Source organism: Aeromonas lacus, from assembly GCF_000764665.1.
Lineage (GTDB): Bacteria > Pseudomonadota > Gammaproteobacteria > Enterobacterales > Aeromonadaceae > Aeromonas > Aeromonas lacus.
Genome location: NZ_JRGM01000043.1, coordinates 1 through 16,955 on the forward strand (window position 1 = coordinate 1; position 16,955 = coordinate 16,955).

At 56.6% G+C, this 16,955-nt stretch carries 17 protein-coding genes; 15 read left to right on the forward strand and 2 right to left on the reverse strand.

The window, feature by feature from the left end:
- Nucleotides 1–783: 783 nt before the first annotated feature.
- Nucleotides 784–3,765 (reverse strand): ribonuclease E, encoded by a 2,982-nt coding sequence (gene rne, locus LG31_RS0106510; RefSeq protein ID WP_033113673.1) that lies wholly within the window; start codon nt 3,763–3,765, stop codon nt 784–786.
- Nucleotides 3,766–4,178: 413 nt separating this feature from the next.
- On the opposite strand from rne, the gene rluC reads away from it, so the two are divergent.
- Nucleotides 4,179–5,123 carry a 23S rRNA pseudouridine(955/2504/2580) synthase RluC gene (gene rluC / locus LG31_RS0106515; RefSeq protein ID WP_202962999.1) on the forward strand — a complete coding sequence of 315 codons (945 nt, stop codon included), beginning with the start codon at nt 4,179–4,181 and terminating at the stop codon, nt 5,121–5,123.
- Nucleotides 5,123–5,785, forward strand: a complete 663-nt coding sequence (locus LG31_RS0106520; RefSeq protein WP_033113675.1) for an HAD-IA family hydrolase — start codon at nt 5,123–5,125, stop codon at nt 5,783–5,785. The genes rluC and LG31_RS0106520 overlap by 1 nt, the downstream gene beginning before the upstream one ends.
- 98 nt (nt 5,786–5,883) lie before the next feature.
- Here LG31_RS0106520 and LG31_RS0106525 read toward each other — a convergent pair whose 3' ends face one another.
- Nucleotides 5,884–6,465, reverse strand: coding sequence for a Maf family protein (locus LG31_RS0106525; protein ID WP_033113676.1), 582 nt, complete (start codon nt 6,463–6,465; stop codon nt 5,884–5,886).
- A 118-nt stretch (nt 6,466–6,583) separates the two neighbouring features.
- Here LG31_RS0106525 and yceD point away from each other — a divergent pair, with 118 nt between their 5' ends.
- The 13 genes from yceD to LG31_RS0106590 form a co-directional block, all read left to right on the forward strand.
- Nucleotides 6,584–7,105 carry a 23S rRNA accumulation protein YceD gene (yceD, locus tag LG31_RS0106530; protein WP_033113687.1) on the forward strand — a complete coding sequence of 174 codons (522 nt, stop codon included), beginning with the start codon at nt 6,584–6,586 and terminating at the stop codon, nt 7,103–7,105.
- Between the two features lie 19 nt (nt 7,106–7,124).
- Complete coding sequence (rpmF, locus tag LG31_RS0106535; protein WP_005300935.1) at nt 7,125–7,292, forward strand: 50S ribosomal protein L32; 168 nt, start codon at nt 7,125–7,127, stop codon at nt 7,290–7,292.
- A gap of 9 nt (nt 7,293–7,301) precedes the next feature.
- Nucleotides 7,302–8,321, forward strand: a complete 1,020-nt coding sequence (plsX, locus tag LG31_RS0106540) for a phosphate acyltransferase PlsX (protein WP_033113677.1) — start codon at nt 7,302–7,304, stop codon at nt 8,319–8,321.
- Between the two features lie 7 nt (nt 8,322–8,328).
- A complete protein-coding gene (locus LG31_RS0106545; RefSeq protein WP_033113678.1) occupies nt 8,329–9,288 on the forward strand; it encodes a beta-ketoacyl-ACP synthase III in 960 nt (319 codons plus the stop codon).
- 71 nt (nt 9,289–9,359) lie between these two features.
- Nucleotides 9,360–10,295: an ACP S-malonyltransferase gene (fabD, locus tag LG31_RS0106550; protein ID WP_033113679.1), complete on the forward strand. Its 936-nt coding sequence runs from the start codon at nt 9,360–9,362 to the stop codon at nt 10,293–10,295.
- 13 nt (nt 10,296–10,308) lie between these two features.
- Nucleotides 10,309–11,043: a 3-oxoacyl-ACP reductase FabG gene (gene fabG / locus LG31_RS0106555; RefSeq protein ID WP_033113680.1), complete on the forward strand. Its 735-nt coding sequence runs from the start codon at nt 10,309–10,311 to the stop codon at nt 11,041–11,043.
- A 157-nt stretch (nt 11,044–11,200) separates the two neighbouring features.
- Nucleotides 11,201–11,437: an acyl carrier protein gene (gene acpP / locus LG31_RS0106560; RefSeq protein ID WP_005300909.1), complete on the forward strand. Its 237-nt coding sequence runs from the start codon at nt 11,201–11,203 to the stop codon at nt 11,435–11,437.
- Between the two features lie 82 nt (nt 11,438–11,519).
- Nucleotides 11,520–12,761, forward strand: a complete 1,242-nt coding sequence (gene fabF, locus LG31_RS0106565) for a beta-ketoacyl-ACP synthase II (RefSeq protein WP_033113681.1) — start codon at nt 11,520–11,522, stop codon at nt 12,759–12,761.
- A gap of 13 nt (nt 12,762–12,774) precedes the next feature.
- Nucleotides 12,775–13,635, forward strand: coding sequence for an aminodeoxychorismate lyase (gene pabC, locus LG31_RS0106570; protein WP_033113682.1), 861 nt, complete (start codon nt 12,775–12,777; stop codon nt 13,633–13,635).
- Nucleotides 13,625–14,626: an endolytic transglycosylase MltG gene (mltG, locus tag LG31_RS0106575; RefSeq protein WP_033113683.1), complete on the forward strand. Its 1,002-nt coding sequence runs from the start codon at nt 13,625–13,627 to the stop codon at nt 14,624–14,626. Before pabC ends, mltG begins: the two co-directional genes overlap by 11 nt.
- Nucleotides 14,626–15,252, forward strand: coding sequence for a dTMP kinase (tmk, locus tag LG31_RS0106580; RefSeq protein WP_033113684.1), 627 nt, complete (start codon nt 14,626–14,628; stop codon nt 15,250–15,252). The genes mltG and tmk overlap by 1 nt, the downstream gene beginning before the upstream one ends.
- Nucleotides 15,237–16,184, forward strand: coding sequence for a DNA polymerase III subunit delta' (gene holB, locus LG31_RS0106585; protein ID WP_033113685.1), 948 nt, complete (start codon nt 15,237–15,239; stop codon nt 16,182–16,184). The genes tmk and holB overlap by 16 nt, the downstream gene beginning before the upstream one ends.
- Before the next feature lie 26 nt (nt 16,185–16,210).
- The coding region (locus LG31_RS0106590) for a TatD family hydrolase (protein WP_033113686.1) at nt 16,211–16,955 on the forward strand (745 nt) is incomplete at its 3' end.

Sequence of the window (16,955 nt, forward strand, 5' to 3'; positions counted from 1 at the left end):
CTACTGCACCTTGCTAATTCAGATTGATATTATGTAGAGCGACTACTAACAAGTAGGGTGGGGGAGGGATATCTCGTTCTTGGTACAAGCAAAAAGCCACACAGTGTTGCTCTTTGTTTTTTTAGATACAACCCTGATCGGTGTTTATCGCAGCTCGCGTTATCCAGCGATACCCGGTCAATAGATAGTCTTTCGTCCTTAGACATGAGCAAGAGCGCCGTAGTCAAGCGCTTTCCAATCAGCCTCAGTGATCTCGATTAACAGGAACCTAGGTTATTTGGTTGGTACATGTAATTAGCTGAGGGGAAGGATAACAGTATTTCCAGCCAGAAAACTACCGCTACAAAATATACGACTACATGATGCAGCATTTGCTGCGTTGTGAACCTGAGAATAGGATTTGGCTCAACCTGTAACGCTATAACTGATGTAAGTCGGATTGTGGTTTTATGTGGAGCGGACTTAATCTGGATAGTGGATAGATTCCTGATGTCTAAATCACATTGACAGTTCAAGCTGTAATCAGCGACTCGGCAAAAATGAGTCGGAACTAGAACGAGCTATGTACTGTTGGGCACATGATGGATGAATTTCATATGCCAACAAACTAGTTTATGGCTTAAGTTTTTGTGACCATATTTTGAATAAATAGTATTCAAGTAGAAAACTTAGTAAGCCTTTAGGTTTAAGGGAATAAACCAAGAACTGATAATTACGTGAATATCGCCCATAAAAAAGAGCCACACAATGTGTGGCTCTTTGCTTGTTCCAACAACAGAACTATTAAGGGCGACCTGCCGGGCAGGAAGCAACATTGACTGCTGCGGTGCTGCCACCGTGACGGCCAGAGCTAACTACTTCACCACGAACCAGAGGCGGATAGTCCACAGGTTCACGGGCTGGCAGGGCCGGGGCTTCGGCTGGCGTCGCCATCGGCGCAGATGCCTTGCGAGCTCGGGCCAACAGACCGGCACCGTGCTTAACCTGTTTGGTAACGGTTACGGGAGTCTCTTCAGCTACAACTTTTACCGGCTCTTCAGCAACAGGGTCTGCAGTTACTGCTTCGCTGACCTCAACTGCGGCTGCCTGAGCTTCGGCAATAACTTCAGCCGGCTGTTCAGCTTGTGCAACCTCAACCTGAGTAGCTTCAACGACTACTGCGGCCGCGGGTGCTGCCACTTCAACAGCTTCAATGACAGGTGTTGCTGTAACTTCGGTCTGTACTGCATGAGCCTGTTCAGCTGACTCCTCAGCAACAGCTTCCACAACCACATGTTCGGTCAGTGCAGCAGAGGCTTGCAGGGCTGCAGCGACAGCTTCAGCGCTCGGGATGGTGACAACAGGCACTACCGGCTCTTCAACCTGCGCTTTGGCGATATCTGCCTGGGCGGCGGTAGTCAGAGTCGGTTCAACTTGCTGCTCTTCATCACGCTGGCTACGCGCTTCTTCATTAATGCGCTTGCGACGTTGGCCTTCGATACGCTGGCTGCGCGGAGTACGGCGGGAACGGCGCTGACCTTCGGCCTGCTCGTCCTGGTCGCCAGTCTCAACAGCTGCAACCTGAACCTCTTCCACTACAGGCAGGGCAGGGGTGTCGCTCGCAGCAACATCAACGCGGATCTGCTTGCGCAGCTGGCGACGTTCGCGGCGCTCAGCCACTTTCTGCTCTTTTTCCTGACGCGGTTCGATGGCATCAACGGTTTCCACCGCGTCAACGACAACCTCGGCACGAGGCTCACGGGGAGCGCGTGGCTCACGAGCCGGGCGCGGAGCACGGGGCTCACGTTCCATCCGCTGTTCAGTACGAACTTCACGTTCCTGACGGGGCTCACGTTCTTTACGAGGACGACGATTACGGTTTTCACCACCTTCGCGGTTGCCATTTTCACGTTTCTCGCCAGCTTCTGCATTGTTGCGGTTGCCACGGTTGTCGTCACGACGAGGACGCTGACCACGGCCACGACCTTCTTCGCGCTGATGACGCTGACCTTCTTCCTTGCGTGCTTCGCGAGTAGCCGGTTTATCAGCCGGAGCTTTTACTTCGGCAGGTGCGGCATCGCTGCTGAACAGGCCGGTAATGCCTTTGATCAGCTTGCTGAAGAAACCTGCTTCGGCTGGTGCAGCGGCAACGGCCGGGGCTGTCTGTTGCTGTGCTGCAACTGGCGCAGGTTGAGTCGGCTGGGCAAAGCCTTGCAGCAGCGGTTGTTCACGCTCGATCACCTGAGCTTGCTTCGGCTGGTAGACCGGCTTGGCAATCTCGGTTTTCAGCTCATAGCTGGCCGCTTCCGGGATCTCGTTCTGACGAATGCGGGTCACTTCGTAGTGCGGGGTTTCCAGATGCTGGTTCGGAATGATGTAAACACGCACATCATTGCGCTGTTCCAGACTAGCGATGGCAGCACGCTTCTCGTTAAGCAGATAGGCGGCAACATCCACCGGCACTTGGCCGTGAACCTGCTCGGTGTTGTCCTTCATGGCCTCTTCTTCGATGAGACGCAGGATGGACAGAGCAAGGGATTCGTTGTCACGGATCACGCCTTGGCCCTGGCAACGGGGGCAGATATGGCTGCTGGATTCGTTGAGGGAGGGACGCAGACGCTGGCGAGACATCTCCAGCAGACCGAAACGGGAGATCCGGCCCAGCTGGATGCGGGCACGATCCTGATGAACCGCTTCACGCAGACGGTTTTCCACTTCGCGCTGATGGCGAACCGGGGTCATGTCGATGAAGTCGATTACGATCAGGCCACCCAGGTCGCGCAGACGCAATTGACGGGCAATTTCGTCGGCCGCTTCCAGGTTGGTTTGCAGCGCAGTCTCTTCGATATCGCCGCCCTTGGTGGCGCGGGAGGAGTTGATATCGATGGAGGTCAGCGCTTCGGTCGGATCGATAACGATGCTGCCGCCGGAGGGGAGGCGCACTTCACGCTGGAAGGCTGATTCGATCTGGCTCTCAATCTGGAAGTGGTTGAACAGGGCAACTTCGCCCTTGTACAGCTTCACACGGTTGAGGAAATCGGGTCGTACCAGCTCGATATGGGCCTTGGCCCGTTCGAAAATCACCGGATTGTCAATCAGGATCTCGCCCACATCGCGACGCAGATAGTCACGGATGGCACGCACGATGACGTTGCTTTCCTGGTGGATCAGCACCGGCGCAGCGCGCTCCTGGGAGGCCTTGTGGATGGAGTCCCAGTGGTTGAGCAGAACGTTCAGGTCCCACTCCAGCTCTTCCGGAGACTTGCCCACACCGGCGGTACGCACGATCAGGCCCATGCCTTCCGGCACGGTCAATCCGCTCAGGGCTTCTTTCAGTTCGGTCCGCTCATCACCCTCGATGCGGCGGGAGATACCACCGGCACGGGGGTTGTTGGGCATCAGCACCAGGTAGCTACCTGCCAGACTGATAAAGGTGGTGAGGGCTGCACCCTTGGTGCCACGCTCTTCCTTGTCGATCTGGACGATAACTTCCTGACCTTCGCGGACCACTTCTTTGATGTTGGGACGACCCTGATAGGAGTAACCGGAGGGGAAGTAATTGCGGGCGATCTCCTTTAACGGCAGGAAACCGTGGCGCTCGGCGCCGTAGTCGACAAAAGCAGCTTCAAGGCTGGGTTCTACGCGGGTGATCTTACCCTTGTAAATGTTCGCTTTCTTCTGCTCGTGTCCCGGACTTTCAATATCCAAATCGTAGAGCTGTTGTCCGTCAACCAGCGCTACGCGCAACTCCTCTTCTTGAGTTGCGTTGATAAGCATTCTTTTCATTGAGTTCTCATTATTGTGTCATTTTGATTTCCTCCATCTGGGTCCTGCCGGCGCCGGCCTCGGGTCTTCAGCATACTGGGGCAACCTCCCGGTTGGGGTATGCATGAGGCGCAAACTAAGGGCGCTCTGCTCATCCCTTCTCGAGAAGGGATGAATAAGGATGCCGAAATGGAGACAAATAAACGGTAATGTTTGTGTTCTCCATGCGTTGTACCTCGCACCCGGGAACCGTCATGTTCTTCTAGACACGGTGTATCGGGATTGGGTGGCATACTTTTTGGCCACTTAGTACAAGGCTTGAACACAATGACAAAACCTTGTTTATTATCCCATTTAAACCTCTTTTATAGCAAGGCGCCATTTTTCAACAAACCATGCAGCCAAGGGGCGCTGGCAGTGGTAAAATCCGCGCCATGACACAGATACAACAACAAGTGCAGCTGCTCACCATCGAAGCTGAGCATGACGGGCAGCGCATCGACAATTTTCTCAAGACTCAGCTAAAGGGCGTCCCCAAGAGCCTGATCTATCGCATCCTTCGCAAAGGTGAAGTGCGAGTAAACAAAAAGCGCATCAAACCGGAGTACAAACTCTGCGCAGGTGACGAGGTGCGGGTTCCTCCCGTGCGCGTTGCCGAGAAGAATGAGCTGCCTTCGGCAAATCTGGGGGTTATCCAGCGTCTGGAGAGCCAGATCTTGTTCGAAGACGATGCCATGATCGTGCTGAACAAGCCCTCCGGCATGGCCGTACATGGCGGCAGCGGCCTGAGCTTTGGCGTCATTGAAGGGCTGCGCGCCCTGCGTCCGGACGCCCGTTTCCTCGAACTGGTGCACCGTCTCGACCGCGATACCTCCGGCGTACTGCTGGTTGCCAAAAAACGCAGCGCCCTGCGCAGCCTGCATGAGCAGTTGCGCGTCAAGACCATGCGCAAGCAGTATCTGGCGCTGGTGCGTGGCAAGTGGCAGGCTCACGTCAAGGTGGTCAATGCCCCGCTGCGCAAGAATGATCTGCAATCCGGTGAACGGGTGGTGCGGGTCAGTGCCGATGGCAAGCCCTCCGAAACCCGGTTCCGTATCGTGCGTCAATTTGCCGAAGCGACCCTGGTCGAGTGCAGCCCCATCACCGGTCGTACCCACCAGATCCGCGTGCACACCCTGCATGCCGGTCACCCGATCGCCTGTGATGATAAGTACGGTGAAGCGGCGTTTGACGAAAAAATGCGCAGCCAAGGGCTGAAACGACTCTTTTTGCACGCCTGGAAGCTCAGCTTTACCCATCCGGCCGATGGTCGCGAGATGCAAGTAGAAGCACCGCTGGCACCTGAACTCGACAACTTCCTCAACGGTTTGCCACGCTGATGCAGGATATCCGGCTCGCCATTTTCGATTGGGACGGTACCCTGATGGATTCGGTGGGCCGGATTGTGGCCTGTGTGCAGGGGGCCGCCAGAGATTGTGAACTGGCGGTGCCTGCACCAGCCCAGATCCGGCAGATCATCGGATTGAGCCTCGATGTCGCCATGTCCCGTCTGTTCCCCTTATGTAACGACAGTGGCATCGCTATTGATGAGCGCCAGATTGCCGCACTCATCGATCGTTATCGTCATCACTATCTGCACGACACCACCCCCAGCCCGCTGTTTGCCGGTGCAGGGGAGTTGCTGCATGACTGGCAGTCACGGGGCCTGCAACTGGCCGTCGCTACCGGCAAATCACGCCGTGGGTTGGATCGGGTATTGGATGAGACCGGGCTGCGCCTGTTGTTTGTTACCAGTCGTGGGGCCGATGAGGCTCGCTCCAAGCCCGATCCGCTGATGCTTGAGCAGATCCTGGACGAGCTGGGGCTTTCACCCCGGCAGGCCGTGATGATCGGCGACTCTGTTCACGATATGGCGATGGCCGAAGCGATCGCCATGCCACGAATTGGCGTCACCTGGGGGGTAGATAGTCGTGATTCCCTCAGTCGTCACGGACCGGTGGCGGTGGTGGACTCCATGGCGGTGCTCAAAACGCTATTGTAAGTATTTCCCTTTGAGCGACCTCAATCTGATTGATAACAGAAGCCCGGCCAATTGACCGGGCTTCTTATATATCTTCTAGCTCATCTATTCGCTCACAATCAGGGTAGTGCGATGCCGTGGCGATCCAGCAGCTCGATCAGGCCGATCAGCGGCAGACCGATCAAGGCGTTAGGATCGCGCCCTTCCAGCCCCTTGAACAGCACGATCCCCATCCCTTCACACTTGAAGCTGCCGGCGCAATCTAGCGGCATTTCGGCCACAACATAACGGCGGATGGCGGACTCGTCGAGATCGCGAAAGTGAACCGTAAACGGTTCAATCAATTGATGAATCTCATTGGTTGCAGCGTTAAGTACGCATAGGCCGGTGTAGAAGGTGACGCCGCGCCCCTGAGCCGCCATCAGTTGCGCTATGGCATTGTCTATGGTGCCCGGTTTTCCGAGGATGCGGCCGTCGCAGACACACACCTGATCAGAACCAATGATCAGCCCGTGATCACGACTATCTGCAATGGCCTGTGCCTTTGCTCGGGCAAGTCGGGCCACCAGCTCCTGAGCGGATTCATCTGCCAGTGGCCGTTCGTCTACGTCGGGAGCGGCACATTTAAAGGGGAGGCCAAGCTTCTCCAGCAAGGCTTTGCGATAGCGAGAAGTTGAGGCGAGGATCAGATTCTGTGGCATAATCAGGTACCGATGAAAGCAAGTACCGGCATTCTAGGGACTTGTGGCGTTAAAATCATCGGCGGTAAGGACTTTTTCCTTTGACTATCAGTTGTTGGACCTATATTATTCGCGCCCTATGCAAAAGGTGAAGTTGCCCGTTAAGGTTGATCCAGTCCGTAGTGCCTTGAAGCTGCTCGACTATGTCGGGATAGTGGAAAAGTCGCAGATGCCCAGGCTGGAGGAATCAACCGCTGGCTTGCAGAGTGATATTGATGTATCACTGCACTTTGGCAAAGATGTCCAGAAGTTGACCGTTATGAAAGGCACTGCCCATGCCAAGGTTGACCTGGTTTGCCAACGTTGCGGAGAGACATTCGAGCACCTCTGCGAAGCTGAATTTATCTACACTCCGCTGTTCGAAAGAACAAACGAGGAAGAACTGCCGGAAGCTTATGAGCCCATTGAGTTGGACGAAAACGGCGAGATGGATCTTCATCAAATCCTGGAGGATGAACTCATCCTCTCGTTGCCTCAGGTAGCCATGCATTCTCTGGATGCGTGTCCCCGCGGTAACATGGAGATGACTTGGGGTGAAATCGAACCTGCTGATGAGCGGCCGAATCCCTTTGCAGTTCTTGAAGAGCTTAAACGTAAGTGAATTTAGGAGTTAGCCTACAATGGCCGTACAACAGAACCGTAAAACCCGTGCCAAGCGTGGCATGCGTCGTTCCCACGATGCGCTGACCACCGCTGCCCTGACTGTTGATCAGACCAGTGGCGAAATCCATCGTCGTCACCACGTGACTGCCGATGGTTTCTACCGCGGTAAAAAGGTAATCGCTTAAGGATTGCCTTTGTCTACGCAAACTGTCGCGCTAGACATCATGGGGGGAGATATTGGCCCCTCGGAAACAGTGCCTGCCGCCGTGCAGGCACTGTCTCTTTTACCCCAGCTAAAACTGATCCTGGTCGGTGACCAACATCAGACCTCCTCTCTGCTGCAGCAACATGGCTTGCTGAATCATCCCCGCGTCCGTTTCGTACATGCATCCCAGGTGGTTGGCATGGGCGATAAACCGATCGTGGCGCTGCGTACTCTGAAAGACTCCTCCATGCGGGTGGTACTCAATCTGGTGAAAGCCGGTGAGGCCGATGCCTGCGTCAGTGCCGGCAATACCGGCGCCCTGATGGCGATGGCCAAGTGCGTGCTCAAATCTCTACCCGGGGTCGATCGGCCGGCACTTATCAAGGCGCTGCCGACATTGAGCGGCCAACGTACCGTGATGCTGGATCTCGGTGCCAACGTCAGTTGCGATGCGGATACCTTGCTGCAGTTTGCGGTGATGGGCTCCGTGGTGGCCGAGAAAGTCGAAGGCATTGCTTCTCCTCGTGTTGCCTTGCTCAACATCGGGGAAGAGGAGATCAAGGGCAATGATCTGGTGCGTCACAGTGCCGAATTGTTGCGCCAGTGCAACGCGCTCAACTATGTCGGTTTCATTGAAGGGGATCGCATCTTCAGCGGCGAGTGCGATGTGATCGTCTGCGACGGTTTTGTTGGCAATGTCGCCCTCAAAACGGCCGAGGGGGTAGTGCGGATGATGGCTCAGCTGGCGGGATATCCCCGCAAGAAGCGCACTTTTCTTGGCCGGATCGCCGGTTTTATGTTCAAACGGCGTTTTTCATACCTGAACCCCGACCAGTATAACGGGGCAAGTCTGTTAGGATTGCGCGGCATTGTGGTAAAAAGTCATGGGCGAGCCGAGCGGCGCGCCCTGTGTAATGCGATCCTGCTGGCCGCACAAGAGGCCAAACATCAACTTCCACTGCAAATAGCAGATCGCCTTGAAGCTGTCTTTTCCGACAGGGACCTATAAGAACTCTATGCATAGCAAAATTCTGGGTACTGGCAGCTACCTGCCGAGTTCAGTGCGTACCAACGCCGATCTCGAGCAGATGGTTGAGACCAGTGACGAGTGGATCGTGGAACGCACCGGGATCCGTGAGCGCCGCATTGCCGGTGCTGATGAGACCGTTGCCACCCTCTCTTACCAGGCCGCCCTGCGGGCCCTGGATGCCGCAGGTCTGACCGCGGCCGATCTCGACATGATAGTGCTGGCCACCACCAGCGCCGAAAACGCCTTCCCGGCAGCCGCTTGTGAATTGCAAGGGTTACTGGGCGTGCAGGGGATCCCAGCCTTTGACGTGGCGGCAGCCTGCGCCGGGTTTACCTATGCGCTCTCCATTGCCGATCAGTTCGTCAAATCCGGCGCTGCCCGCCACGTGCTGGTTGTCGGTGCCGATGTGTTGTCGCGCATGTGCGATCCGGAAGATCGCGGCACCATCATTATTTTTGGTGATGGTGCCGGTGCAGTGGTGATTGGCGCCAGCGAAACACCGGGCATTCTCTCCACTCATCTTCATGCCGATGGCCGTTACGGCGATCTGCTCAAGTTGCCGCAACCCCGTCGCGGTATGCCGGGAGCCGAACTAGAAGCCTACATGTACATGAAGGGCAACGATGTGTTCAAAGTGGCAGTCACCCGTCTGAGCGAGATAGTGACCGAGACACTGGCAGCTGCCGGTCTTGAGCCGAGTGAGCTGGACTGGCTGGTGCCTCATCAGGCCAACTTCCGCATCATCAGCGCCACTGCCAAGAAACTCGGTATGGGTCTCGACAAAGTGGTGTTGACCCTCGACAAGCACGGCAACACCTCTGCTGCGTCCGTACCTATCGCCTTCGATGAAGGGGTGCGGGATGGCCGGATCAAACCGGGCCAGCTGGTCTTGCTGGAAGCCTTCGGCGGCGGTTTCGCCTGGGGCTCGGCGCTGGTTCGCCTCTGATCCAAAGCGGGATGAACGAGTGCTGTCATCCCGCAACGATTTCATTTTTGCTTATCTAAAAGGAATCAATGATGACCCAATTTGCCATTGCCTTCCCGGGACAAGGCTCCCAAACCGTGGGCATGCTGGCCGAACTGGCCGAGCAACATGCCGTGATCAAGGAGACCTTCGCCGAGGCGAGCCAGGTGCTGGGTTATGACCTGTTTGCCCTGGTAATGAATGGTCCGGCCGAAGAGCTGAACAAAACCTGGCGTACCCAGCCCGCACTGCTGACTGCCTCTGTCGCACTGTGGCGTCTGTGGCAACAGCAGGGTGGGGCAACGCCTTCCGTCATGGCTGGTCACAGCCTGGGTGAGTATTCCGCTCTGGTTTGCAGCGGTGCGCTGGCCTTTACCGATGCCGTCAAACTGGTCGAGCTGCGTGGTCTGGCCATGCAGGAAGCGGTACCGGAAGGTACTGGTGCCATGGCTGCCATCATCGGTCTGGACAACGACGCCATCGCTGCCAACTGCGAAAAAGCGGCAGAGGGGCAGGTAGTTTCTCCGGTCAACTTCAACTCTCCGGGCCAGGTGGTTATCGCTGGCCACAAAGAGGCCGTCGAACGCGCCAACGTGCTGATGAAAGAGTCGGGCGCCAAGCGTGCGCTGCCGCTGCCGGTTTCCGTGCCGTCCCACTGCGCGCTGATGAAACCTGCCGCAGAAAAACTGGCAGCTGCGCTGGACGGGATCGAGATCAAGGTTCCTGCCATCGCGGTCATCAATAATGTCGACGTATCCTGTGAACAGGATCCGGCCGCCATCAAGCAAGCACTGGTGCGTCAGCTGTTCAGCCCGGTTCGTTGGACCGAGACGGTCGAGCGGATGGCCAATGAGGGCGTTACCCTCGAAATCGAGATGGGACCGGGCAAAGTATTGACCGGGCTCGCCAAGCGCATCGACAAGCGCGTGGAAGGTATTCACGCCAACGATGCTGCCTCTTTTGAGCAGGCGCTGGCCCAGATCAAGTAAACAGGAGCAAGTAATGAGCTTTACCGATAAGGTTGTGTTGGTGACTGGTGCCAGTCGTGGCATCGGCCGTGCGATTGCCGAAACTTTTGCGGCCCGTGGCGCCAAGGTAGTCGGCACTGCGACCAGCGAGAGCGGTGCAGAGGCGATCAGCGCCTATCTGGGTGAGCAGGGTTGCGGCATGGCACTGAACGTGACCAGCCAGGAATCCATCGAAGCCGTTTTCGCTGCCATCAAGGCGCGTTTTGGTGACATCGACATCCTGATCAACAATGCCGGTATCACCCGCGACAACCTGTTGATGCGGATGAAAGATGACGAGTGGAACGAGATCATCGATACCAACCTGACTTCGCTCTACCGTCTGAGCAAGCCGGTGTTGCGGGCGATGATGAAGAAGCGCAATGGTCGCATCATCAGCATCGGTTCCGTGGTCGGTACCATGGGCAATGCCGGTCAGGTCAACTATGCAGCCGCCAAGGCGGGTCTGGTTGGCTTTACCAAATCACTGGCGCGTGAAGTGGCCTCCCGTGGCATCACGGTCAACGCGGTTGCCCCCGGTTTCATCGAAACCGACATGACTCGCGCCCTGAACGAAGAGCAACGTGCCGGCATTATGAGCCAGGTGCCTGCCGCTCGTCTGGGTGATCCGAAAGAGATTGCCGCCGCGGTGGTATTCTTGGCTTCCGATGAAGCAGCTTATATCACCGGTGAAACCCTGCATGTTAATGGCGGGATGTACATGGTGTAATCAATTTGTCGTGAGTTCTGTTCAAATTTGCGATAGTACGCCGAAGTTTGGCGAATTTCGTGGTTTGACCAGCGGCAAGCTACTTGCAAACTCACGTCAATTGAATAAACTACCCCAACCAGACGCAATAGCGTATTTTTAAAGGAAAATTCAGGTCATGAGCAACATCGAAGAACGCGTAAAGAAAATCATCATTGAACAACTGGGTGTTAAAGAAGAAGACGTTAAGAACGCTGCCTCCTTCGTCGACGACCTGGGCGCTGACTCTTTGGATACCGTTGAACTGGTAATGGCGCTGGAAGAAGAATTCGATACCGAAATTCCTGATGAAGAAGCCGAGAAGATCACCACTGTTCAAGCGGCTATCGACTACATCACCGCTAATCAGGAATAAGTTCCTGTTCTGAAAGAAGCGGCCCAAGGGCCGCTTCTTTTGTATTTGTTTCTTTTCAAATCACCTCTCGGAGACTACCTCAGTGTCAAAACGCAGAGTCGTGGTGACCGGCTTGGGGATGCTTTCCCCGGTAGGCAACACAGCCGAATCCAGCTGGCAAGCACTGCTCAACGGGCAGAGCGGCATTTCCCTTATCGACCATTTCGATGCCAGCGAGTTTGCAACCCGTTTTGCAGGTCTGGTCAAGGACTTCGATCCCGAGCTGTACGGTATCAACCGTAAAGACGCTCGCAAGATGGATCTCTTTATTCAATACGGTATTGCTGCCGGTATGCAGGCACTGGATGATTCCGGCCTCGTCATCAACGATGATAATGCTGAACGCGTCGGTGTGGCGATCGGTTCCGGGATCGGCGGTCTGGGTCTGATTGAACAGAACCACGACAGCCTCGTCAACGGCGGCCCGCGCAAGATCAGCCCCTTCTTCGTTCCGTCCACCATCATCAATATGGTGTCCGGTCATCTCTCTATCATGAAGGGATTGCAAGGTCCGAACATCGCTGTGACTACCGCCTGTACCACAGGTACTCATGCCATCGGCATGGCCGGCCGGATGATCGCTTACGGCGATGCCGACGTGATGGTTGCCGGCGGCGCAGAGAAAGCTTCCACCCCGATGGGGATGGGCGGCTTTGCAGCTGCCAAGGCGCTCTCTAACCGCAACGACGAACCGCAGAAAGCGAGCCGTCCGTGGGATAAAGATCGCGATGGTTTCGTGCTGGGTGACGGTGCCGGTGTGCTGGTACTGGAAGAGTACGAACACGCCAAGGCCCGCGGCGCCAAGATCTACGCCGAACTGGTCGGTTTTGGCATGAGTGGTGACGCCTACCACATGACGGCACCTCCCGCTGATGGCAACGGTGGCGCTCGCGCCATGAAGAATGCCATCAAGGATGCCGGTATTGCCCCCGAGCAGGTGGGTTACATCAATGCCCACGGCACCTCGACTCCGCTGGGCGATGTGGCCGAACTGCGTGGCATGAAAGCCGTCTTTGGCGAGCACGCCAAGTCACTGATGGTCAGCTCCACCAAGTCGATGACCGGTCACCTGCTGGGCGCTGCCGGTGCCATCGAGGCCATCATTACTGTGCTGGCCCTGCGCGATCAGATTGCGCCACCCACCATCAACCTGGACAACCCGGATGATGAGTGCGACCTGGATCTGGTGCCCCACGTGGCCAAGCCGGGTAACTTCGAGTACGCCCTCTCCAACTCGTTTGGTTTCGGCGGTACCAATGGTTCCCTGATCTTCAAACGCGTATAATTGCCTGCGGGCAATGACAGAGGCCCGATACTGCCGGTATCGGGCCTTTTTTATCGGAGGGATCTCTTTGCTGATCAATGGATTGAAGCTCGATACAATCTCGGCCCGCGACCGTGGTCTGGCCTATGGCGATGGCCATTTCACCACCATGGCCGTAAGAGAAGGAAAGGTATTGCAGTGGCCAGCGCATCTGGCTCGACTGCAACAGACCAATAGCCGGCTGGGGATGGTTGAACCGGACTGGGCACTGCTGACCCGGGAACTCGAAATACTTGTTGCCGGTGAACAACAGTGCGTTGCCAAGGTGATGCTGACTCGGGGGGAGGGGGGGCGCGGTTATGATGGCAGCGAGTGCCAGCAGACGACCCGTATTCTTTCGCTGGCGCCTTTTCCTGCCCAGTATGCCCAGTGGCGACAAGAGGGGATCAACTTGCTGGTTTGCCGCCAGCGAATTGGTGATGCTCCCATGCTGGCCGGGCTCAAGACCCTCAACCGGTTGGAGCAGGTGCTGCTCAAGAGCGAACTTGTCAGCCGTGGTGCAGTCGAAGGAGTAGTGCTCAGCAGTCGTGGCGTGCTGGTCGAAGGGGTCAGTGCCAATCTGTTTTGGCGTCGGGGCAAGACGGTGTTTACGCCCGATCTGGCCCGTTGCGGGGTTGACGGCATCATGCGCCGTCAGGTCATGGCGATGCTGAAACAGATGAGTATTGAGTTGCGTGTGGTAGAGGCTCCGCTGGAGTCACTATGGCAGGCGGAAGAGGTGTGGCTCACCAATACCCTGATGGGGGTGGTGCCGGTCAACGGCATCGAGGATAAACAGTATCCCGCCCCGGTATTGAGCCGCCGTTTACAGGAGCGTTTGGTCATTGAAGTTTAATCGGCTTTACACCCTGCTCGCGGGGGCGGCACTGACTGTGGCCGTCGCCGGGGGCTATGTGCATTACAAATGGCAGCAGGTGGAGACGCTCACCAACAAGGGGCCGACTCGCCTCTTTACGGTGGAGAAGGGGGTTCATGCCGCTCGCCTGATCGCCGAGTTGGGGGATGGTGAACCCAGTCCGTGGGCGGTGCGCCTCTGGCTGCGCGGTCATCCCGAGCTGGTTGCCATCAAGTCGGGCACTTATGAAATCAAGGAGGGGGCCCTGCTCAAGGACACCCTCTCGCTCTTTGCCTCGGGCAAGGAGTTTCACTTCAGCCTCACCTTTGTCGAGGGTTCCCGTTTCGAAGATTGGTTGAAGCAGTTGTCCAGTGCACCTTATCTGGAACGGCTCACGGTCGAGTTACCCGAGGCTGATCTGGCCAAGGAGCTGGGTATCGAGAATGGCAAGCTGGAGGGGTGGTTTTTGCCGGAAACCTACGCCTATACCACCCATGCCAGCGATCTCTCCATTCTGCGTCGCGCTCACCAGGACATGGAGACATTCCTGCAGCAGAGCTGGGACAAGCGTCAGGCCAATCTGCCTTACAAGACCCCCTATGAAGCGCTGATCATGGCCTCGATCATCGAAAAAGAGACCGGTCTGCCTGAAGAGCGGGCACAAATTGCCTCGGTGTTCGTCAATCGTCTGCGTCTTGGTATGAAGTTGCAGACCGATCCCACCGTGATTTACGGGGTGAAGGATCGCTATGACGGCAACATTCGCCGCAGCGATCTGACCGACAAGAACCCCTACAACACCTATGTGATCGATGGTCTGCCGCCGACGCCCATTGCCATGCCCGGCAAGGCATCCATCGAAGCGGCACTCAACCCCAAGTCGACCGACTATCTCTATTTTGTCGCCAAGGGCGGGGGTGCTCACTATTTCTCCAAGACCCTCGATGAACATAATCGGGCGGTTCGCGAATACATATTGAAGAAATCCTGATGTCTAAATTTATCGTTATTGAAGGTTTGGAAGGGGCAGGGAAGAGCTCTGCCGTCCGTTACGTCACCGACTATCTGCAGCGCCATGGCGTCGAGCGGATCGAATGCACCCGCGAGCCGGGCGGTACGCCGCTGGCCGAGCGGATGCGAGCCATCGTTAAAGAGGTGCATGACGAACGCCTCACCATCGAAGCCGAGCTGCTGCTGATGTATGCCTCCCGGGTACAACTGGTGGAGACCCGCATCAAGCCGGCACTGGCCGACGGTGTCTGGGTGGTGGGGGATCGCCACGATCTCTCCTCCCAGGCTTATCAGGGTGGTGGCCGTGGTATCGATGCCGCTCTTATCGGTGCCATCAAGCAGGCGGTACTCGGCAACTTCAAACCGGATCTCACCCTCTATCTCGATATCGATCCTGCCCTTGGCTTGCAGCGCGCGCGCCATCGCGGTGAGCTGGATCGGATCGAACTGGAGCAACTGAGCTTCTTCGAGCGCACCCGAACTCGTTATCTCGAACTCGCCGCCAAGGATGATTCCATCGTGGTAATCGATGCGGGGCAAACCCCGGATCAGGTAAAAGCGGCGATTGAAGCTGCGTTGGATGCACGCCTATGTATCCCTGGCTGATCCCCGACTGGCAGGCTCTGAGCCAGACGGCGGCGGCCGGCAGACTGGGGCATGCCTGGTTGCTATTAGGTGATCCCGGTCTTGGCAAGGAGCAGCTAGCTGAACGGTTGGCGCGTTTGCACCTTTGCCAACAACCGGATCGCGGAGAGCCGTGCGGCCATTGCCACTCCTGCCAGCTCTTTGACAAAGGCCATCATCCGGATCTTGGTACCATCAGTCGCGACAGCAAGACCATCGGGGTCGAAGTGATCCGCGAGATCTGCAATCGACTGCAGGGCTCGGCCCAGCTTGGCCGTGGCAAGGTGGTGATCATTCCTGATGCGGAGCGGATGACCGAATCGGCAGCCAATGCTCTGCTGAAAACTCTGGAGGAGCCTGCCGGTGACAGCCTGCTGATCCTCATCGCCTCCCAGGTTTCCCGTCTGCTGCCGACCATTCTCAGCCGTTGTCACAAACATGTGTGCCAGCTGCCGAGCGAGGGTGAAACGGTGCGCTGGCTTGCTGAACAGGGACATCAGGCAACCCTAGCACAGGTGCGGATCTGTCAGGGGGCGCCGCTGCGGGTACTCTACTACATCGAGCAGCAGCAAGATGGAGCCCGCCGTGAGCTGCTGGAGGATCTGGTCGCCCTCGCCAAATCCCCGATCAAGGCGACCACATTGTGCAGCCAGCTCGGTCAGGAGACACAAGTTCGCCTGCATTGGGTGCAGCTCTTTTTGTGCGATGCCTTGAAAACTCAGGCAGGATGCGGTCACCATCAACTGGCGATGCCGGATCTGGCTACCTTGAGCCAGCAGTTTGCCGGGCTGCATTCCAGTGAAAAACTGCTGGATGCCGAGCAGCAACTGGTCGCCCTGAAAGCCGCATGTCAGCCGGGGCAGCTATCCAATCCCACCATTCATCTGATGAACTGGCTTAGTCGCTGGTTATAGAACGTCATTAGCAATAAAGGTTTTGTATGTTACTCGTTGACTCCCACTGTCACCTCGATCGTCTCAGCTATGGCAGCAAACAGAGCAATATGGCTGATGTGCTGGCCAAAGCGGCAGCGCAGGAGGTGGGATACTTTCTCTGTGTCAGCGTGACGCAAGAACAATTTCCGACCATGATGACGGCAATTGCCCCTTATCCCCAGGTGTTTGCCTCCTGCGGGGTGCATCCCCTGAATCAGGAACCCGGTGTCGATGCCGAGTTGCTGCTCAAGCAAGCTGCCGACCCACGTGTGGTGGCCATTGGTGAGACCGGTCTCGATTACTTCTACTCACCCGAGAACAAGGAGGTTCAGCAAGCCTCCTTCCGTGAACATATCCGGGTCGCCCGTGCGCTGAACAAACCGCTGATCATTCACACTCGTGATGCCCAGCAGGATACTTTGCAGATCATGCGCGAAGAGGGGGCGGATCAGGTTGGCGGCGTGTTGCACTGTTTCACCGAGTCTCTCGAGATGGCAGAAGCGGCAATGGAGATGGGGTTCTATATCTCCATCTCGGGGATCGCTACGTTCAAGAATGCCACTGCGTTGCAGGAGGTAGTGAAGGAGCTTCCCCTCGACAGATTGCTGGTCGAGACAGATGCCCCTTATCTTGCTCCGGTTCCACATCGGGGGAGGGAGAACGAACCCGCCTTCGTGCGTGACCTTGCCCAGTTTATTGCCGACCTGCGCCAAATCCCTCTCAGCGAACTGGCCGAAACAACCAGTCACA